Source organism: Achromobacter sp. D10 (assembly GCF_035282245.1).
GTDB classification, from domain to species: Bacteria; Pseudomonadota; Gammaproteobacteria; order Burkholderiales; family Burkholderiaceae_B; genus Achromobacter; species Achromobacter insolitus.
In genome coordinates this window covers 373,328-392,603 of record NZ_JAYJLE010000004.1, presented here as the reverse complement: position 1 = coordinate 392,603, position 19,276 = coordinate 373,328, and the positions used below count along the sequence as shown (strand labels likewise).

18 protein-coding genes are annotated in these 19,276 nt (G+C 67.0%); 7 read left to right on the top strand and 11 right to left on the bottom strand.

Features of this window, described 5'->3' with window-relative positions; genetic code table 11:
* Positions 1–16: 16 nt before the first annotated feature.
* From VCS63_RS14135 to VCS63_RS14125, 3 genes are read right to left on the bottom strand one after another with little or no spacing between them, the layout of a single operon-like run.
* On the bottom strand, positions 17–1,459 hold the full coding sequence (locus tag VCS63_RS14135) for an NAD-dependent succinate-semialdehyde dehydrogenase (protein WP_076813487.1): 1,443 nt from the start codon (positions 1,457–1,459) through the stop codon (positions 17–19).
* Positions 1,460–2,437 carry a Bug family tripartite tricarboxylate transporter substrate binding protein gene (locus tag VCS63_RS14130; RefSeq protein ID WP_042793574.1) on the bottom strand — a complete coding sequence of 326 codons (978 nt, stop codon included), beginning with the start codon at positions 2,435–2,437 and terminating at the stop codon, positions 1,460–1,462.
* Positions 2,438–2,494: 57 nt separating this feature from the next.
* Positions 2,495–3,388 carry an NAD(P)-dependent oxidoreductase gene (locus VCS63_RS14125; protein WP_063640629.1) on the bottom strand — a complete coding sequence of 298 codons (894 nt, stop codon included), beginning with the start codon at positions 3,386–3,388 and terminating at the stop codon, positions 2,495–2,497.
* Between the two features lie 226 nt (positions 3,389–3,614).
* Between VCS63_RS14125 and VCS63_RS14120 the strand changes: the two genes are divergently transcribed.
* The 3 genes from VCS63_RS14120 to VCS63_RS14110 are packed head-to-tail and all read left to right on the top strand — an operon-like array spanning position 3,615 to position 8,279.
* Positions 3,615–4,970 carry an MmgE/PrpD family protein gene (locus tag VCS63_RS14120; RefSeq protein ID WP_323880114.1) on the top strand — a complete coding sequence of 452 codons (1,356 nt, stop codon included), beginning with the start codon at positions 3,615–3,617 and terminating at the stop codon, positions 4,968–4,970.
* A 39-nt stretch (positions 4,971–5,009) separates the two neighbouring features.
* Positions 5,010–7,091 carry an acetate--CoA ligase family protein gene (locus tag VCS63_RS14115; protein WP_323880112.1) on the top strand — a complete coding sequence of 694 codons (2,082 nt, stop codon included), beginning with the start codon at positions 5,010–5,012 and terminating at the stop codon, positions 7,089–7,091.
* 36 nt (positions 7,092–7,127) lie between these two features.
* The gene (locus tag VCS63_RS14110; RefSeq protein ID WP_323880111.1) at positions 7,128–8,279 is read left to right on the top strand and encodes an acyl-CoA dehydrogenase family protein; all 1,152 of its coding nucleotides are present in this window, start codon (positions 7,128–7,130) and stop codon (positions 8,277–8,279) included.
* On the opposite strand, the gene VCS63_RS14105 is transcribed toward VCS63_RS14110, so the two are convergent.
* Both VCS63_RS14105 and VCS63_RS14100 read right to left on the bottom strand, forming a co-directional pair.
* Positions 8,276–9,157 carry an SAM-dependent methyltransferase gene (locus VCS63_RS14105; protein ID WP_197723185.1) on the bottom strand — a complete coding sequence of 294 codons (882 nt, stop codon included), beginning with the start codon at positions 9,155–9,157 and terminating at the stop codon, positions 8,276–8,278. The two genes, VCS63_RS14110 and VCS63_RS14105, sit on opposite strands and share 4 nt — an antisense overlap.
* 73 nt (positions 9,158–9,230) lie before the next feature.
* Positions 9,231–10,607: an APC family permease gene (locus VCS63_RS14100; protein ID WP_416373283.1), complete on the bottom strand. Its 1,377-nt coding sequence runs from the start codon at positions 10,605–10,607 to the stop codon at positions 9,231–9,233.
* 369 nt (positions 10,608–10,976) lie between these two features.
* Here VCS63_RS14100 and VCS63_RS14095 point away from each other — a divergent pair, with 369 nt between their 5' ends.
* Positions 10,977–11,363: a DUF6152 family protein gene (locus VCS63_RS14095; protein WP_063640634.1), complete on the top strand. Its 387-nt coding sequence runs from the start codon at positions 10,977–10,979 to the stop codon at positions 11,361–11,363.
* An 18-nt stretch (positions 11,364–11,381) separates the two neighbouring features.
* Positions 11,382–11,867, top strand: a complete 486-nt coding sequence (locus VCS63_RS14090) for a DUF6644 family protein (RefSeq protein ID WP_308023769.1) — start codon at positions 11,382–11,384, stop codon at positions 11,865–11,867.
* Positions 11,868–11,941: 74 nt separating this feature from the next.
* Here VCS63_RS14090 and VCS63_RS14085 read toward each other — a convergent pair whose 3' ends face one another.
* The 6 genes from VCS63_RS14085 to VCS63_RS14060 form a co-directional block, all read right to left on the bottom strand.
* Entirely contained in the window at positions 11,942–12,568 is a 627-nt protein-coding gene (locus VCS63_RS14085; RefSeq protein ID WP_042797048.1) for a glutathione S-transferase family protein, read from the bottom strand.
* Between the two features lie 71 nt (positions 12,569–12,639).
* Positions 12,640–14,025 carry an MmgE/PrpD family protein gene (locus tag VCS63_RS14080; protein ID WP_164793679.1) on the bottom strand — a complete coding sequence of 462 codons (1,386 nt, stop codon included), beginning with the start codon at positions 14,023–14,025 and terminating at the stop codon, positions 12,640–12,642.
* Positions 14,022–14,924, bottom strand: coding sequence for a polysaccharide deacetylase family protein (locus VCS63_RS14075; RefSeq protein ID WP_164793678.1), 903 nt, complete (start codon positions 14,922–14,924; stop codon positions 14,022–14,024). Before VCS63_RS14075 ends, VCS63_RS14080 begins: the two co-directional genes overlap by 4 nt.
* A 28-nt stretch (positions 14,925–14,952) precedes the next feature.
* Positions 14,953–15,738 carry an enoyl-CoA hydratase gene (locus VCS63_RS14070; RefSeq protein WP_323880109.1) on the bottom strand — a complete coding sequence of 262 codons (786 nt, stop codon included), beginning with the start codon at positions 15,736–15,738 and terminating at the stop codon, positions 14,953–14,955.
* Complete coding sequence (locus tag VCS63_RS14065; RefSeq protein ID WP_042793567.1) at positions 15,735–16,931, bottom strand: CaiB/BaiF CoA transferase family protein; 1,197 nt, start codon at positions 16,929–16,931, stop codon at positions 15,735–15,737. The genes VCS63_RS14070 and VCS63_RS14065 overlap by 4 nt, the downstream gene beginning before the upstream one ends.
* A gap of 14 nt (positions 16,932–16,945) precedes the next feature.
* Positions 16,946–18,298 (bottom strand): amidase, encoded by a 1,353-nt coding sequence (locus tag VCS63_RS14060; protein WP_104653488.1) that lies wholly within the window; start codon positions 18,296–18,298, stop codon positions 16,946–16,948.
* Between VCS63_RS14060 and VCS63_RS14055 the strand changes: the two genes are divergently transcribed.
* Together VCS63_RS14055 and VCS63_RS14050 are read left to right on the top strand one after the other, a co-directional pair.
* Complete coding sequence (locus tag VCS63_RS14055; RefSeq protein WP_323880106.1) at positions 18,297–18,488, top strand: hypothetical protein; 192 nt, start codon at positions 18,297–18,299, stop codon at positions 18,486–18,488. The two genes, VCS63_RS14060 and VCS63_RS14055, sit on opposite strands and share 2 nt — an antisense overlap.
* Before the next feature lie 92 nt (positions 18,489–18,580).
* The gene (locus tag VCS63_RS14050; RefSeq protein ID WP_175201094.1) at positions 18,581–19,240 is read left to right on the top strand and encodes a GntR family transcriptional regulator; all 660 of its coding nucleotides are present in this window, start codon (positions 18,581–18,583) and stop codon (positions 19,238–19,240) included.
* Positions 19,241–19,276: the final 36 nt, after the last annotated feature.

The following is a 19,276-nucleotide window of genomic DNA, read 5'->3' as shown; positions in this document are numbered from 1 at the left end:
GTCTCCCTAGGTTGGCCTATATCTGGCTTACGTATTTGATTTGCATGAATTCCTGCAGGCCCTCGATGCCGCCTTCCTTGCCGAGGCCGCTGTCCTTGAAACCGCCAAAGGGCGTCTCCGGCAGCGATGCCTGGCAGTGGTTCACGCAGACAACGCCGCTTTCGATGCGTTCCGTGGCGGTCCGGGCAATGGCGGAATCCCGCGTGAAGACGTAGGCCGCCAGGCCGAATGGCAGGCGATTGGCCAGCGCCAGGCCTTCGTCCAGGTCATCGAAAGGACTGACCAGCGCCAACGGGCCAAAAGGTTCCGTATGGGCGGCCATGCAGTCGGTCCCGGCATCGCGCAGCACGGTAGGGGCCCAGAACCAGCCAGGCAGATCGGGCCGCGTGCCGCCGGCCGCCAACTGCGCGCCATGCGCCAGCGCGTCCGCCACCATGGATTCCATCGCCGCCAGCCGCCTGGGATTGGCCAGCGGCCCCATCTGTACACCTGCATCCAGGCCATTGCCGACGCGCCATCCGCGGGCGCGCTCCGCCAGGCGCGCCACGAAACGTTCGTACACGCCGCGCTGTACGTACATGCGCGTAGGCGAGGTGCAGATCTGGCCGGAGTTCCGCAGCTTGGCCGCCAGCACGGTATCGGCGGCCGCTTCGGCATCCGCATCATCGAACACCAGCACCGGCGCATGGCCGCCCAGTTCCAGCGTGGCGCGTTTCAGGCCCGCGGCCGCCATCACGGCCAGCTCGCGTCCGATGGAAGTCGACCCGGTAAAGGTCACCATGCGGATGAGCGGCGACTCGATCAACCGCCGCGATATCTCGCCCGGATCGCCGAACAGCATGTTGAGCGTGCCCGCGGGCAGGCCTGCGTCCGCCAGCGCCCGACCGATTTCCAGCGCGATTGCCGGCGTTTCCTCGGACGGCTTAATGACGATGGAGCATCCGGCCCCCAAGGCGCCCGCGATCTTGCGCGAAGGCGTGATGGCGGGGGCATTCCACCCCGAAAACGCCGCCACCGGCCCGACAGGTTCGGGAATCGCCATCTGGCGGATGCCCGCCACGCGTCCTGGGATCAGCCGGCCATAGGTACGGCGGGCTTCCTCGGCGGCCCATTCAAACATTTCCGCGGCCGTGGCCACTTCCTTTTCGGATTCCGCCAGCGGTTTGCCCAGTTCGCGCGTGATCAACCACGCCAGCCGCGGCGCGCGCTCGCGCATCAGGGCGGCTGCGCGGCGCAAGATTGCGGCACGTTCCAGAGCTGGCGTATCGCGCCAACGCGGAAAACTGCGGTGCGCGGCATCCAGGGCCGCGTCGATATCGTCGGATGTTGCGACGGGCAGGCGGCCCAGCACGGCCAGCGTGGCCGGATCCGTGACGTCCAGGGTGCGGCGGCTGCCCGCTGCAAGGGCCTGCCCGCCGATCAACAGGTTCAGTTCGGGGTACTGCAGGGAGTTGTCCATTTATTCCGCCTTGGCGATGTTGCTTTCCTGGATCACTTGCGCCCAGCGCTCGGTCTGGGTACGGATGTGCCGCCCGAAATCGTCCGCGCTGCCCGTCATGGGAAATTGACCCAGTTTCAGCAAGGCTTCGCGGGATTCGGCGGTCTCCATGATCTTGTTGACTGCCGTGTTAAGGCGCAGCGTCACTTCCGGCGGCAGTCCTCGTGGCGCCAGCACGCCATTCCAGGGCTCGGCCGTGAATCCCGGGATTCCCGCGGCCTGCGCCACCGTCGGCACGCCAGGCGCGACGGGCGAGGGCGCCGCGCTGGCGATCGCCAAGGCGCGCATCTTGCCCGCCTGCACTTGGGGCATGGCGGCGATCGCGCTCAGGAACGCCATGTCGACCCGGCCCGCGACCAGGTCGGCGATGGCGGCCGAGTCGCCCTTGTAGGGCACGTGCGTGATATCCAGCTTGGCGGCGCTCTTGAACCATTCGCCCGCAAGATGGTTCACCGCGCCGCTTCCGGCGGACGCGAAGGTAAGGGTCCCGGGCTTCTTGCGCGCCCCGGCAATCAGTTCCTGCACGGTATTGAAGGGAGAGCCCGACGGCACCACCAGCAAGTACGGATAGCTCGCCACCAGGGCGATGGGTTGGAAGTCCTTCAGTACCTGGTAGTCGACCTTCTGTTTGTAGACGGGCTCGATGGACAGCGTGCCGCTGCTGCCCAGCATGAGGGTGTAGCCATCGGCGGCAGCGCGCTTGACGGCTTGCACGGCCACCACGCCATTGGCGCCCGCGCGGTTCTCGACCACCACGGTCTGGCCCAGTTCGGCCTCGAGCTTGCGGGCAAGGTACCGGCCGACCGCATCAGTGGGGCCGCCCGCCGTAAAGCCGATCACCAGCGTGACGGGCTTGGTCGGATAGTCGGCCGCGGCCGAGTTGAAGCCGATTGCTGCGGCGAACGCGGGCAGCGCCCACCTGGCAAATAATGATTTCATGGTTTTCTCGGAATAGGAGGAGCGGCGCGGACTGCGCCGCCCGGTGGGCCGGCCGGCTTACTGGTAGCCGCGTTCGATCAGCTTGACCATCACCGGGTAGTACTCCTTGACGTAGCCTGCCGCGCGGGTGCGTTCCAGCAGGTCGTGCGTCAGCTTGGCGGAGCGGGCGTCCACCTCGCCCTGCCTGGCCAGTTCCAGCGCCAGCAGGATGTCCTTGATCGCGTACTCGGTGGGGAAGGTCTTTTCCGGGTAGTTCTCGGCAGCGAGCGCCTTCTGGCCCGGATTGCGCAGCACGAAGCTATCGGCCGACCCCTTGCTCAGGGCGTCCAGCAGCAGCGTCCCGTCCACGCCTGCGCTGCGGCCTATCGTGATGGCCTCGGCCAGCGCGTGCACAGTCATGAACACCACCATGTTGTTCATGATCTTGACCACCTGGCCATTGCCCACGCCGCCGCAAAGCATCACGTCCGTGCCCATGCACGACAGATAGGGCAATACGGTTTCGTAGTCTTCGCGCGTGGCGCCCACGGTAATCATCAACGTGCCCAGCCTGGCGGCCTCGCGCATGCGGGCGACCGGCGCGTCGACCAGCACGATGCCGTGGCCGCGCAGCGTTTCGGCCAGCTTGCGCGTGCGGGTGACGTCGCTGGTGCTCATGTCCACGACGATGCGCACACGCCCGGCCGCCTCCACCAGGCCGCCGGGTCCGGTGCAAACCTGTTCCACCTGCACGATGCTGGGCAGGGACAGGAACACGATTTCCGCGCTTTGGGCCACCTCGACGATGGAGGCGCACGCATGGCCTCCCAGCGCCCCGATCCGGGCGACCGGTTCGGGGCTGATGTCGGTCACATAGACGGGATGGCCGGACTTGCGGACCAGATTGGCGCACATGGGCTCGCCCATGACGCCCAGCCCGATGAAGCCCAGCGGGGTCTTACTGTCGCTCATTACTTCCTCCTTTGTGTTGCGGGTTTTTTAGTTGTTGCATGCAGCTTACGGAGTGCGCGGGACGGCCGGTATGAAAAATTGGCAAAGCAACGTTCTCCAATTCCGCCCCCTCGGGAACAAGAACGCTCGTTTTCCTTTTTATCAACGCTGGACGCGCCCGGACGCATAGAGTGATCGGCAGAGACAAGCGATGCGCCAACGCGCCGCGACAACAACGGAGACATGCATGTTGCTGGACACGATTGCCGCCTATGGCGCGCACGACACCCGGGCCAGGCTGCCGGAAGCGGTCATCCACCACGCCAAACGCGCCTTCCTCGACTGGCTGGCGGCCCTGTATCCGGGAACACGCACCCAGCCCTGCCTGCAGTTGCTGGGCGCGCATGGCGCGGAGCTGGGGTCGGGCCGATCCAGCCTGCCAGGCTGCGCCACGACCGCATTCCCAGCCACGGCGGCCTGGATCAACGGCAGCGTTTCCCACGCCGTCGAGTTCGACGACATCTTCCGCGACGCGATCTACCACCCGGGTTGCCCGACCATCGCGGCGGCGCTGGCCCTGGCCGAGGACGCCGACGCCAGCGGCCAGGCGTTCCTGAACGCCATCGTGGTGGGCTACGAGATATCGACCCGTATCGGCGCCGCGGTCCAGCCAGCGCATTACAGGTACTTCCATACCACTGGCACCGTCGGCTGCTTCGGCGGCGCGGCAGCGGCGGCGGCCTTGTGCGCGCCCGGCGACCCCGAGACCATGCTGCATGCGCTGGCCACCGCCGGCACGCTTGCCAGCGGCCTGCAACAGGCTTTCCGTTCCGACGCAATGAGCAAGGCGCTGCACGCAGGCCATGCGGCCGCGGTCGGCGTGCGGGCGGGGCAGGGCGCCGCGCACGGCATTACCGGCGTGCCCGACATCCTGGAAGGCAAGGTCGGATTCGGAGCGGCACTGGCGCAAGATCCGGACTGGAGCCTGGCGGTCGACGGCCTGGGCGCTCGCTACAACATCCTCGACATCACCCAGAAGAACCATGGCTGCTGCGGCCATACCTTTGCAGCGATCGACGGCGCCCTGGCGCTGCGGGAACGCGGCGTGCGTGCCGAGCAAATCGAGCGCTTGCGCGTGGACACCTACCAGACCGCGCTGGACGTGACGGGCAACTTCGCTCCCGGCACGGCCTTTGAAGCCAAGTTCAGCCTGCCTTATGTCGTGGCGCACGCCCTGGTACACGGCTCGGTGCGCTTGAATGCCTTCGAGCCCCAGCGCCTGCAAGACCCGCAAGTGCGCCAGCTGATGCAAAGACTGGAGCTGCGTGCCGACGAAACGCTGACCGCGGGCTTTCCGAAGTCGCGCTCAGCACGCATAGCGATCACCACCACCGGCGGCCAGACGCTGGAACACCATTCTCCCTACCGCAAGGGCGACCCCGAATCGCCGTTGTCCGATGCCGACCTGAACGACAAGTTCGAGGAACTTGCCGGCCCGGTGCTGGGCCGCGACCGCGCGCTGGCGCTGCGCGACGCCGTCTGGCGCCTGGACGGCATGCCGGTGCGCGCGCTGCGCCTGGCAGCCGACATGCCTCGGCCCTGACGCTTTCCCCTCAGCCTATCCATGACACCAGCCTCATCCATGTCAGACACTTCTTTTGCAGACGCGCTCTTGTCGCCCCGATCCATCGCCCTGGTGGGCGCTTCCGGCGACCTGGGCAAGAACACCGCCCGGCCATTGCGCTTCATGCGCAAGCACGGATACGCCGGCGCCGTCTATCCCATCAATGCCGGACGCGCCGAAATCCTGGGCGAAAAAGCCTATCCCTCCTTGGCCGACGTGCCCGGACCTGTCGACCACGTTTTCATCATGATCCCGGGCCGCGAGGTCGCGGCCATGCTTGCCCAGTGCGCCCGGGCCGGCGCCCGGGTGGTAACGATCTACTCCGACGGCTTCGGCGAAACCGGACCGGAAGGACAGGCGCGCCAGGCGGAGCTGGTGGCGCAGGCCCGCGCCTTGGGTTTGCGGCTGCTGGGCCCGAACAGCATCGGCTCCGCCAATCTGCATACCGGCGGGATTGTCTCGGTCAATGCGGCATTCGAGGCCGAAACGCTATTGGCCGGCGAAATCAGCATGGTGTCGCAAAGCGGCTCGATGATGGGATCGCTGCTATCCCGGGCGGCGGCGCGGGGCTTCGGTTTCGCCAAGTCCGTTTCCGTCGGGAATGAAAGCGACATTACCGTAGGCGAGGTCGTCCATGCGCTGGTGGACGATCCGCATACCAAGGTCATCCTGCTGTTCCTGGAAACCTTGCGCGACGCCGCCACCCTGGCCCGGGCGTTGGCGCGGGCGCAAGCAGCGGGCAAACCGGTAATCGCATACAAACTGGGGCGCTCGGAGCAGGGCGACGCACTGGCGCAATCGCACACCGGCGCCATGGCAGGCAATGATGTCGCGGTGGACGCCTTTCTTAAGGCATACGGGGTGATGCGTGTGCGTCACCTGGAGACGCTGTTCGAAATCGCGCCGCTGGCATCCCGCCATACCCGCAGGCGGCCCGCGCCTGGCGCCGCGGACCAGCCAGCCCGGGTCGCGGTGATTACCACCACGGGCGGCGGCGCAGCGACGGTGGTCGACAACCTGGGACTGCACGGCATGGTCGCGGTGGCGCCGCCTCCCGACTTCGTGCACCGCATGGCGCAACAGGGGTTGCGCATCCGCGAAACGCCCGTCATCGACTTGACCCTGGCGGCAAGCAGCGCCCAGTACAAGATGTTGCTCGAGGAGCTGCTGCGCGCTGGCTGGTGCGACGCGGTACTGAGCGTGGTCGGGTCGTCCGCCCAGTTCCATCCCGCGCTGGCGGTCAAGCCGCTGCTGGAAGCCGACAAACCCGAAGACAAGCCGCTGGCCGTGTTCCTGGCTCCCGAGGCGCCGGAATCGCTGGCGCTGCTGCACGCAGGTGGCATTGCGGCCTTCCGCACGCCGGAGGCATGCGCGGACGCCTTGGCGGTGTACTTCGCCCAAGGGAGCAGGCCGCCAGCCCCTGGCACGGCTTTCGCCTGGCCGGCGGAGCTGCCGCGTGCAGGCATGTTGAGCGAACACGAGGCCGGCGCATTGTTCGGCCGCCTGGGTGTGCCCGTGGCGCGCGGGCAGCTGGCCGACCCGGCGACGCTGGACCATTCCGTCCCATATCCCGTGGTCGCCAAGGTCTGTTCGCGGGATCTGGCGCACAAGACGGAACTGGGCGCCGTGCGAGTCGGCATCGCCGATAGCGACGCATTGCGCAGCGCTACGGAAGAAATGCTGGAGAACGTCCGGCGCCAGGCGCCCGGCGCCCGCATCGACGGCATTCTCGTTCAGCCCATGGAAACGCGTCTGATCGAAATGATCCTGGGCTACCGCCACGACCCCTTGGTCGGCCCCACCGTGCTGTTAGGGGCGGGCGGCATTGCCGCGGAACTGTCGCCTGACTATGCGGTGCGCCTGGCGCCGGTGGACGAGGAAGAGGCCTTTCGGATGATGCACGAAGTGCGGCAGACCCGGTTGATACGCGGCTTTCGCGGGCTGCCGCAGGGCGATTGCCAGGCGCTGGCGCGTGCCATCGCAGCCTTCTCCCGGCTGGCCTGCGCCACCGGCGTGCAAATTGAAGAAGCCGAGATCAACCCCTTGTTTGTCCGCGCCGACGGCGTGGTCGCCGTGGACGGTCTGGCCCGGCTGGCCTGACGCCAAATCAGATTCCCCCTCTACCAGGAAACAAAGATGGATTTCAACCTGACCCCGGAACAACTGGATTTCCAAGGCGCGGTGCGGCGCTTTGCGCAGGGCGAACTGCGCGACGGCGCGGTCGAGCGCGCGCACTCCGACGACTACCCATGGGACGTTGCCCGCAAAATGGCGCGCCAGGGATTGCTCGGCATCACCATCGCCGAAGCGGACGGCGGCGTGGGCGGCTCGCTGATGGACGCCGTCATCGCCATCGAAACGGTGGCCTCGGTGTGTCCGCGCAGCGCCGATGTCGTGCAGGCGGGCAATTTTGGGGCGATCCGCGTGCTGGCCGAATACGGCACCAGCCTGCAAAAGCAGAAATACCTGAGCGCGCTCCTGGCTGGCGAAGGCCTGATCTCGGTCGGCATGACGGAGCCCGACGCCGGTTCGGCCGTGACCGAGCTCAAGACCAGCGCCACGCGCGCGCAGGGCGGCTGGCGCATCAACGGCACCAAGATCTTCACGACCCACGGTCCGCACGCCAGCGTGATCCTGACTTATGTGCGCTTCGGCCCTGGCACGGGCGGTATCGGCTCGGTGCTGATCGACACGAAGGCGGACGGGGTGAAACTGGGCAAACGCTCCGCCTTCATGTCGGGCGAGGAATGGGTAGAGATCTTCTTCGACAACGTATTTGTCGCGGACGACATGGTGGTGCTGGGCGAAGGCGGCTTCAAAAAACAGATCGCCGGGTTCAACGTGGAGCGCATCGGCAACACGGCGCGTTCGCTGGCCCTGGGCCGCTATGCCTACGAAGAGGCGCGCAACTGGGCCATGCAGCGCAAACAGTTCGGGCGCCTGCTGTGCGAGTTCCAGGGCTTGCAATGGAAGTTCGCCGACATGCGCATCAAGCTGGACGCCGCCCAATTGCTGCTGTACCGGGCTGCCAGCGCCGCCGATACGGGCTTTCCCTCTGCCACGGACACCGCGATCGCCAAAGCCTATTGCAACCAGATCGGCTTCGAGGTCGCCAACGACGCGCTACAGGTGCTGGGCGGGCTGGGCTACAGCCGCGAATCGCTGGTCGAATACTGCGTGCGGCGATGCCGCGGCTGGATGATAGCGGGCGGCTCGATCGAGATCCTGAAGAATCGCATCGCCGAGGGCATCTTCGAACGCAGCTTCCCGCAGCGCCCGCCGCGCTAGACCCGCTTGGCCGACCAATTGCCCCGGCCTGCGGCGCTGCCGCTCATCTGCTTGCCGTTGACCGTGCCGGTGTAGCGCACGCCGTTGGCCACGAACGAGATTTCATTGCCGTTCAGGCGCGCCTCCGACAAAGGCGCGCTGCCTAGCATGCCGGACAGGCGCTGGTAGCGCTGCTCCAGTTGCAAGGGCTGGCCGTCGACCTCCCATTTGCCCGCCACCTTGGCGGGCACGATCCACAGCAGCGCGGTGCAATAGGTATTGCAGTCCTGCCGGATCGTTTCCTCGGCGTCCGGCTCCCAGTCGCCCATGCGGAAAGAGTTGGACACGATCCGCGTGCCCGGCGCCAACTCCAGGAGTTTGGGCCGCAGCTTTTCGTTGATGGTCGACAGCAGGAACATGGTGATGACGTCCGCCTGCGTGAGGTCGGTCGTGAACAGGTCCGCGGTTACGAAGGTGGCCCGGTCCGCGACGCCGGCGCGCTCGGCATTGCGGCGCGACAGTTCGACCAGGTCCGGGTTGTATTCGATACCCTGGGCCTTAAGGCCGCGTTGCGCCGCCGTGATCACCGTGCGGCCGTCGCCAGAACCCAGGTCCATCAAGCGGTCCTTGGGCGTGACCTTGGCCATGTCCAGCATGGTATCGACCAACGCCTGGGGCGTGGGCACCCAGATGACGTCCTTGCCGTCCTGGCCGACGTCGGGCACATATTCTTTCTGTCCGGCTTTCTGTTCGGCGGATTGCGCGGCGGCGGAAGCGCTCTGCGCTTGAAACGGCGCGCAGGCCAGGGCCAAGGCCACGGCCGACGCCAGCAAGGCGGCGCGCAGTTGCGGCGCGCTTGCCTGGGCAACGGGTCTGAAGAAAGGAATCGCGATTTGCATGATGTGGGCTCCTTGCAGCGGTGGCTTGCGGACGGGGTGGCCTTTGCGCGGCTGGCCGCCCGGGGAAAGAAGGCTAGATCCGCGCCTGTGGCGGCCCCAGCAGGCGCAGCATAGGCAGGCCCGCGGCCAGCACCGCCAGGCCGATCAGCGCACCGGCGCCGGCGTACATGGCGCTGGAATACACCAGGCCGGCGCACGTCAAGGCCAGCAGCAGCGGGGGCAGGGGATAGAGGGGCACACGAAATGGTCGCGGGCAGTCGGGATCGATCCGCCTGAGACGCCATACCGAAGCCGCAACAAGGAGCATGAACAGCCAGAATACCGGCGCGGTGTAGGCGACCAGGGTCTGCACGCTGTTCTGGCTGAAGGCGCCCAGCGCGATCAACGCCAGCGTGATCGCGCCTTGGACCAGCAACGCGGAAGTCGGGGTTTCGCCCTGTTTGCTCCACGCCGCCAGTACGCGCAGGCGCGGCACATCGCGGCCAAGCGCGCAATACACCCGCGCGCCGGTGATGATGGTGCCATTGATGGTACTGAGCGCCGTGGCGCAGATCGTGAGGCTGAGCAGGGCGGCGGCGTAGGGTCCGGCGGCCAGTTGCATCACGTCCGCTCCCAGCGCCGGCGTGTCGCGCAGTCCTTGCAAGCCGAAGATTTCGAGCAACGCGAGGTTGGTCAGCACGTAGGCGCCGGTTACCAGCGCGGTGCCGATCAGCAGTACCCGGCTCATGTTGCGGCCCGGATCGCGCAGCTCGCCGCTGAGATAGGCGGCCTCGTTCCAGCCGCCGTAGGTAAGCAGCACGAACACCATGCCCATGCCCAGCAAGCCGGCGGTATTGCCCGCCAGCGGCGCGGGCACGGTGTCGACGCGCAACGGACTGTCGCCCGCCGCGGCCAGGCTGGCCACCAGCACGGCGGCCAGCGCCGCCACCGTCAGCGCCGTGAACAGCCATTGCAGGCGCTTGGAGTAGCGCGTGCCCGCCACGTTCAGAGCAGTCAGCGCCACCACCGATATCGCCGCGTGCAACGCCGGGCCGTACGCGCCCAGCGGCGCAAGCTGTTGCGCGTAATCGCCATAGATGTATGCCACGACGGCAATGGCGCCGGTCTGGATGACGGAGCAACGCGCCCAGGCGAACATCATTCCCACATGCCGCCCCCAGGCGCGCGTCAGATACAGGTACTCGCCACCCGAGCCGGGATAGGCCGACCCCAGTTCCGCGTAGCAAAGCGCGCCCACCAGCATTACCAGGCCGCCCGCGCACCACAGCGCGATGTAAACCGCCTCGGAACCTGCGTGCTGCGCCACCAGCGGGGGAAATCCGAATATGCCAATCCCGATCACCACGCCCACCAGCACCATGGTGGCATCCATGACCGACAAACCGGTGGGCGCGCGCGCCTGAAGCAGCAGGGCCGGATTCGCGGACGAGCGCAAGGTGGGCTGTGTCATCGGAGGCTCACGGTTGGGTGCGGCGAGTGGCGGGCGGCAGCGCCATTTGGGGGACGGTGCCTGACAATCACCTGAACAATTTGCGACCCCCGGCTAGCGAGAAAAGTTTCTTCGGGTTTTCCCCAAAACAGCCAAATTTCACGGAATTCAGCTCGAATCCGGCATCCTGTTCGCCCGAAATATCGCTTTTAAGTAATTGATTAATATCATCTAAATATTGAACTTAAAGTGCTTTAATTAAAGTGATTTCTTAGAAATGGAATTGACCGATATGGCATGAACCCACGCTATGCTGGTTGCGCAGGACGCGCCCCGCACGAGCGGCCGCCGCAAGGGGAAGGGGAGCCAACCGCAATTCAGGGGATCGACATGAAGCTTTCCATACGTACGGCTGTGGCAGGGCTGGTGCTTTCCGGACTGGCGAGCGTGGCGCCGGCCACGCTGGCGCATCATGGCTGGTCGTGGGCGGAGTCCGAACAGATGACGCTGCAAGGCACCGTTCAACAAGTGCAGATCGCGCCCCCGCATCCCTGGTTGGATGTACGCGCCGAAGACGGGGTCTGGCGGGTGGAGCTCGGCAATCCCACCCAGACCAAGGACGCCGGCTTCGTCGAAGGATCCGCCAAGCCGGGCGACGCTATCGTCGCGGTGGGCAATCGCGACCGCGAGGCAGGCACCAAACGCATGAAGGCCGTCCAGATCAAGGTGGGCGGCAAGACCTACGACATCTATCCCAGCCGCATCCAGAAACCCTGAACCGCGCCAGCGCGATCCATGCCCGAGCTGCTGCGCCTTGCGCTGGAACACCTTGAATCCCTGCCGCCGTCGATCTGGCTGCGGCGGTCGGCGACGTTTTACCTATTGGTAAATGCGGCCCATATCGGCGCAATCGGCCTGCTCATAGGGTCCATCGTCCCGTTGGATTTGCGTCTGCTGGGGCTCATGAAGCCGGGGCCGCTGACCTCGCTGGCGCCGGTGCTGGCGCGCACCGCGGCCGTGGGCCTGGGCCTGGCAATCGTGACCGGGGCCATGCTCTTTAGTGTCCGGCCGCTGGAGTACCTGGCAAATCCCGCCTTCGGCGCCAAGATGGGCTTGTTGGCCGCCGGCGCGCTTAATGCATTGCTCGTGCATCGCAGCAAAGCGTGGCAAACGGTACTGGATCAGGGCAGGGCGACGGGCGGGATGCGTGCGCGAGCCGGCGCCTCGCTGTTGCTGTGGCTGGGTTGCCTGGTTGCGGGGCGCTGGATCGGGTTCTTGTAGAACAGGCCCTGAGGCTTATGCGCCTGCGCCTTTGCGGCGCAGGCGGCCCGCCCCGAGAGGCAGGCCCAGAAGAATCAAGCGGGCTGCGCTTCGGCCAGCGCGCGTTGCACGGCCGGCCGGGCGGCAACGCGGGCCAGGTAGGCCGTCAATGTCGGGAACTGCGCAAGATCGACCCCGTCGCCCTCCAGCCAGCTGCCGATGGTGTACAGATAACCGTCCACCACGCTGTAGCGGTCGCCGGCCACCCAGGGGCCGACGATCTGCGACTCCAGGTAGGCGGCGCAGGCCGTCATGGTCTGCGGCACCTTGGCCTGCATGGCGGCGTGCGCGGCGGGATCGTCCGCCCAACGGGCGCCGCGCCGCTTGTGCGCATGCGCCACGTGGGCGGTGGACGCCAGATAGCTCGCCAATTCCTGCATGCGGGCGAACGCGAAGGGATCGTCCAGCGGCGCCAATTGCGCTTGCGGAAAGCGCTGCGCAACGAAGGCGAGCAGGGCGGGCGTCTCGGTCAGCACCCCCTGTTCGGTAACCAGCGCGGGCACTCGGCCCTTGGGATTGATGCGCAGGTACTCGGGGCTTTGCTGCTGCACGGCGCCCATATCAAGCTTGACCAGATCGAAATCGGCGCCCGCCTCGCGCAGCGCGATATGCGTTGCCAGCGCACAGGTGCCAGGGGCGGAGTAAAAAGTCCAACGGGACATCTGCATCCTCTTCTTTCAACGGTTGAAAAGCCATGTCGCCCCTGAGGGCTGCCGGCTACAGGGTAGCCTGATCACCCCGTGATTCCAATACCGCGCGGTGCCTTCAAGAGGCCAACGATTTCCCGCAGATCCCGTTCGGCATCCAGGCCGCGCAGCCTTCGTGCCAGTTCGCGCGTCTGCGCGGCGGGCAAGGGCGGACACGCGGAGGCGCAGCAGGCCTCGAACTTGGCGTCCTGTTGCGCCATGTCCAAGGGCTTTTCCGGGCTGCCGGGGAAGGCCGGCATGTCGACCGCGAGTTCGCGGCCGTCCTTGAGCCGCAGCTCGACGCGCTGCGGACTCATGGCGTTGGGATCGGGGTTGCCATCGTCCACGACCTGGATGCGGGCGGCCAATTCGTACGTCGCCGCCTCCGCCAGCGCGGGTGGATCGAAATCGGGAATGCCGACCCGCCCGCGCAATATGGCCGTGGCCATGGCATAGCCCATGCAGAGCCGGGCAGTGGCGGAGTCCATGCCAGGGTGCGCCGGACGGCCAACGAGACGCACGATGAGCGAGGACGCGCGGACCGTCACGCGGTCTATGTCCTCGGGCCGCAGCGCGTGCTGGCGCATCAGTTCCAGCACGGCGCCGATGCCGCTGTGCGTGGCCCGGCCGGTCGGGTAGGGTTTATGGCTCATGCGGCTTATCTGGAACACGCGGCCCACGTCTGCGCGCACCTCGTCCCAGTTGGCCTGGCCAGCGTCATAGAGCGCGAAGTAGCCATAAGGCCCCTCGAGAATGTCGCGCGGACCAGGAAACCCCGCCCGCGCCAGCTCGAAGGCCGTGACCGCGGCCCTGGCATTTAGGCCTACCTGCAGGCCGACTGCCGGAGATCCCTCGATATGCGCCTGCATGGTGCCCGACAGATGGCTATACGCCAGTCCCAACGCATCGCGAGTGGCAGCTTCGTCCAGTCCGGCCAGTTTGCACAGCGTGGCCGTGGCGCCCAGGCCGCCACACATGGCCGGCCGGAAGAACCGCATGGGCGCGCGTTGGGCCAATGCGACGTAGATGGCGAAGTCCAGCCCCGTGGCGACGGCGGTGATGAGCCGGGTGCCGTCCACACCGCCTTCGCGTTCGGCATACCCCAGGGCCGCCGGCACGATGCAGGCAAACGCATGCACCACGGCGCGGTCATGGATCGCGTCGAATTCCTGATTGAAGACCTGATAGGCGTTGAGCATGACGGCGCTGGCCAGCGGCAGCCGCTCGCCGCTGCCCCAGACGGTGGCTTCCGAGCCTGGGCCGAGCGCCTGGGCCGCCTGCCGCAACGCCGGCATGCGTGGATGGCGCGAACCGGACAGGCCCACGCCGACCGCATCGAGAATGAAGGTCTTGGCCGCCTCTACCGCGGCGGCCGGCAAGTCTTCATAGCGCGTGCGCAGCAAATGGGAAACCAGGGTGTCGACGGCGCTCATGCCTGCGCCCCGCCGAAGTCCGGGCGTACCTGGCCCGCATACCATTCGTATATGCCGGCGCCCGTGACGAAGCGGGTCATCGGATGCCGCTGCAGCCGGTCCAGCATGTCGAGCAGATCGGCATAGCGGTGTGGCACGCCCATGAGGTGCGGATGCAGCCCCAGTGTAAGGACGCGCGGCCTGCCGTTATGCCGCGCCTCCTCGGCGTACAGGTCCAGCGTCCGCTCCAGGCGCCGGCCGAATTCCCCGGTGGCGTGCTTTTCCACCGCGTGGATGACCGAATCGTTCAGCTCCAGCGCATAGGGCAGCGCGAGCAGCGGACGTCCCGAGGTCCGCATCCAGTTGGGCAGATCGTCCAGGCACCAGTCGAACAGATAGTCGATGCCGGCCTGCGCCAGGAGGTCCGGCGTATCCTGCGTCTCGCGCAGTCCCGGCGATAGCCAGCCGCGCGGGCGGCGGCCGCTGAAGCGTTCGATCCGGTCAAGGGCCGCGACGATGGTGCGGGCTTGCCCATCGCCATCTTCCTGCGATAGCGCCCGCTGGTGAATCCCGTGGCCGATGAACTCCCAGCCCGTCTCCAGCAGCGCCTGCGCCGCTTGAGGATAGGCATCGATGACCGAAGCATTCAGGCTGGCCGAGGCCGGCAGGCCGCGGCTGCGGATGGCGTCGATCATCCGGGGCAGGCCGCAGCGCAGGCCGTATTCGGCCCAGCTGAAGTTCGGCACGTCCGGAACCGTCTCGCGCCCGTGCGGCGGGGTAAGCAGGGTGCGAGGCATGGGCTGGTCGAACGGCCAGTGCTCGACATTGACCACCAGGTGCACCAGGATGGCGCGGCCATCCAGGCCCGCCAAGGGCGGGCGCTGGCTGGAAAGCATGAAAGGAATGCGTGGGTTGTTCATGGCACTTTGCTCATGGTTCAAAAATGGCTCAGCGGCCGAGGAAGACCGGATCGCGCTTTTCAGCGAACGCCCGCCGGCCTTCGGCATAGTCCGCGCTATCGAAACACTGCCGCACCAGGGCGTCGATCGCCTCGGTCCCGGCCGGCGCCGGCGGATTCATGGTCGCCAGTATGGCCGCCTTTGCCGCGCGCAGGGAGAGGGGCGCATTGGCGGCGATGCCGCGCACGCGTGCCTGGGTCTGGCGGGCAAAGTCATCGTCGGCATAGCGTTCATGGACCAGGCCACGACGCTCTGCCTGTTCGGCATCGAGGACGCGGGCGGTATAGAAGAGGTCGAACGCGGAGGCCGCGCCCACCACGTCCACCAGCCTGCGCATGTCCGCAAGGCTGTAACCCAGGCCCAGCCGCGCGGCCGGCATGCGAAAGCGCGCGCTGGCGCTGGCATAGCGCAGGTCGCAGGCCAGCGCCAGGCCGATGCCGCCTCCCATGCAGGCGCCCTGGATCAACGCCACGGTGGGCGCCGAGAACTCGGCCAGCATCTGTTGCGCTTGCGCCACCGCCTGGTTGTACCCGGCCACGGCGGCCTCGCCATCGCGCGCCTGGTCGAACTCGCTGATATCGGCGCCCGACACGAACGCACGCGAACCCGCGCCAGTCAGCACCAGTACCCGAACGCCGGTACCCTCGAGCTCCCGCAATGCGGCGGCCAATTGCTGCCACATGGCCAGCGTCATCGCGTTGCGCCGTTCGGGATGGCAGACCGTCAACGTGGCCACGCCATCCTGGCGTTCCACCTGGATCTGGCCCCCGCTCATACCACGCCCTCGCCGTACAGGCGTTCGATATCGGCCGCGGCATAGCCGATTTCCCCCAGCATCTCCCGGGTATGTTCGCCCCATCCAGGCGCAGGGCGGGCGATGCGCGCGGGCGTGCGCGTCAAGGCCACGGGTTGCGAGATCAGCCGGTACGCATGTCCGGCCTCATCCTCGACCGGCTGGGCCACGCCGAGATGCCGCACCTGTTCGTCCTCGAATACCTGCGGGATGCTGTAGACCGGCCCCGCGGGCACGCCGGCCTGGTTCAGCAGCCCGACCCAGTGCGCCACGGGATGTTCGCGAAAGCGTTGCGCCAGGCATTCATTGAGGGAGGCCCGGTTTGCCACCCGCAGCTTCTCCGTCGCGTAGCGCGGATCTTCCAACCACTGCGGCATCTCCAGGCAGGCGCACAGGCGGCGCCAGTTGCCTTCTCCGGAAGCGCCCAGGTTGAAAGCGCCATCGCTGCCTTCAAACAGGCCCATCGGGCTGCTGGTCGGGTGGTCATTGCCCGCCTGTACCGGCGTGTCGCCATCGTTCAGGTAGCGCGCCGCCTGGAAGTCCATCAGTGCGATCTGGGTATGCAAGAGGGAACTGTGGACCCATTGGCCTACGCCGGATTGTTCCCGTTCTATCAGCGCCAGCAATACGCCGACCGCGGCGTAGATGCCGGTGCCGCAATCAGCGACCGCCAGCCCGGCCCGCAACGGGCCGCCGCCAGGGAACCCCGTGACCGACATAAGCCCGCCCATGCCCTGGATGATCTGGTCGAAACCCGGCCGGTCCGCATAGGGGCCATCCTGGCCAAAACCGGAAATGCTGGCCAGGATGATGCGGGGATTGATGGCGCGCAGGGCTTCGTAATCGACCCCGAGCCGTGACTTGACGTCGGGACGCCAGTTTTCCACCACCACGTCGGCGGACGCTACCAGTTGCTTGAACACCGCCAACCCTTCGGGCTTCTTCAGGTTCAGCGTCATCGACCGTTTGTTGCGGTTCAGGTTCTGGAAATCGCCGCCGGTGCGGTCCGCGGCGAACATGGCTTCGTTGGGATCGATCCCGGCCGGCGGTTCGATACGGATCACGTCCGCGCCGAAATCGGCCAGGATACGAACGCAGGTCGGGCCGGCGCGCACGCGCGAAAGATCCAGCACGCGAAAGCGGGAGAGGGTGGAGGAGGCATTGATTCTGGCCATGATGATTCCGTGGATTAGCGTTGCAGAAGGGCGGAAAAGGGCAGGGCGAACTGGTGCGCGAAAGCCAGCAGCAAGGGCTCGCTGCCAGGCGCGCCGATCGCCTGCACGCAGACGGGACGGCCTTGCGCGTCGATGCCCGCGGGCAGCACCAGGGCCGGCAGTCCCAGGTAATTGATATAAGCGTGATGGCGATGCAGCGCCGCGAGCGCGCGCGGGTCGAAGGCCGGGCTGGTGGTGGTGACCGCGGCGCGGTCCGGCACGCCCTGCGGCAGGCAGGGCGTGAGCAACAGATCGGCGCCGCCCAGGTGGCTGGCGAGAAACGCGGCGCGCAATGGCGCAATGCGCGCCATCGCGTGGCGATACCAGATGGCGGGCATGGCCCAGCCCGGCAGCGCAATGGCCTGGGTTGCCGGCGCCAGCGTGGCCAGCTCGCGCCGCACGCTGCCAGCCAGCGTCAACGCGGCTTCCGCGTGCAGAACGATCTGCGCCAGACGGTTCAGGCGGTCGAGGTCCGGCGCCGGACAGGCATCGACGCGCGCCAGCGCGTCCACGCGCTGCTCAAAGCGGGTCATCTCGGCCGCCACGTCGGCGCGCGCACCGGCCGTGCCTAGCGTGGACGCAACCCGCCAACGTCTTGGCCGCGATAGATACTCTGCGATGCCGGCCATGTCGCCGGGCAACGCAGGGGCAGCCATGCCAGCGGGCAGCAGCGCGGCGTAGACGCAGGCAACATCGAGCGCGCCGCGGCCTATCACCCCGACCGTGTCCAGCGTCGGCGCCAACGCGGCCACGCCATCGGCCGGAATTGCTCCCCGGGTCGGTTTCAGTCCTACCAGGCCGCAGGTTGCCGCCGGCATACGTACGGATCCCGCCGTGTCCGTGCCGAGCGAGGCGGGAACCAGCCCGGCGGCTACCGCGACCGCGCAGCCGCTGGACGACCCGCCCACCGCAGCGGCGATGTCCAGCGGATTGGCCAGCGCCGGCCCGTGAGGGTTCTCGGCCGTCGCACCGCAGGCATGCTCGGCCATCGCCAACGCGCCAAGATTGAGCGCGCCCTGGTCCTGCAAGCGTTGCAGCACGGTCGCGATCGGACCCGGCGTGCCCTCGCGCGGCGGACGGCCGCAGCCGGGCGTGTGCGCCCCCGTCTCGAAGACATCCTTGTGCGCCAGCGCCACGCCTTCAAGCAGGCCGCCGGGCCGAACGGACGCAGGCGGAAGATAGGTCCGGATGGCGCAGTGGAGTTCGCCCGCGCGGCGCTGGAACGCGGCCGCCAGCGCGTCAATGAGCCCAGCGCGTTCGCCCGGCTCGGCCAGGGCATGGCGCAGGCGCATGTCTTCCACGGAAAGATGCAGCAGGGATTCAGGCATGCCCGCTCCCGCAATCCGCGATGTCAGCTTCGATGGCGGCAAGACGCAGCAGGGTGCGCGCGACCGCCTGCTGAGTTTCCACTGGCACAGCCAGGCCGTGCGTTTTGCAGACCAGGGCAACCCAGGCCTGCCATTCCTGTTTGGTGGCGTCTTCCATGCGCATTACCTCCTGCCGCACTTTGCTCGGTAAAATAAAAGTCTAGTCTCATAAATATATTTATAGAAGTCAAGAAAATACTATGCCGCAGTTCAGTTTTCTTCAACCCCTGACCGGAGTCCGCCATGAAAGCCGCTGAGCGCATCCGCCTGTCCGTCGAAGAATCCATCCGTGACGGCAGCCTGCTGCCCGGGGATCCCGTAGACGAACAGATGCTGATGCAGACCTACGACGTGTCGCGCACCCCCGTGCGCGAGGCGCTGCTGCAATTGCAGGCGCAAGGGCTGGTGGCCAGCCTGCCGCGCGGCGGCATGGTGGTGGCCAAGATGGATGTGGCCCAGCTGCTGGCCATGTGGGAACTGCTGGCCGAGCTGGAGGGCATCGGCGCGCGACTGGCCTGCGAGCGCATGACTCCTGCGGAACGCGATGAGCTGGCGGTCATCCACGAGCGCGCCGCCGCAGTAGTGCGGCGTGAAGACACAGACGCCTGGCAGGAACACAACCGGCGGTTCCACGACGCCCTGTACATGGGCGCACGCAATCCTTATCTGCGCCAGGAAATCCTGCGGATGCGGTCGCGGACGGGCGCCTACCGGCTCCATGCTTTCTCGGCGTTTGGCCGCCTTGCCACGTCATGGGAACAGCACGGCCAACTGCTTGAGGCCATCCAGGCGCAAGACTCGGTCCGCGCCGCGGCCGTCATGACGCAGCACATGAGTCCCGGACAAGGCGCGACCAGCTTCGCTTCCTTTATCGCCGCGCTGCCCAAGAACCTGCTTGCCTGACGTTCAGCGGGCTGCCGGGAGCCTGGCGCCCGCTGG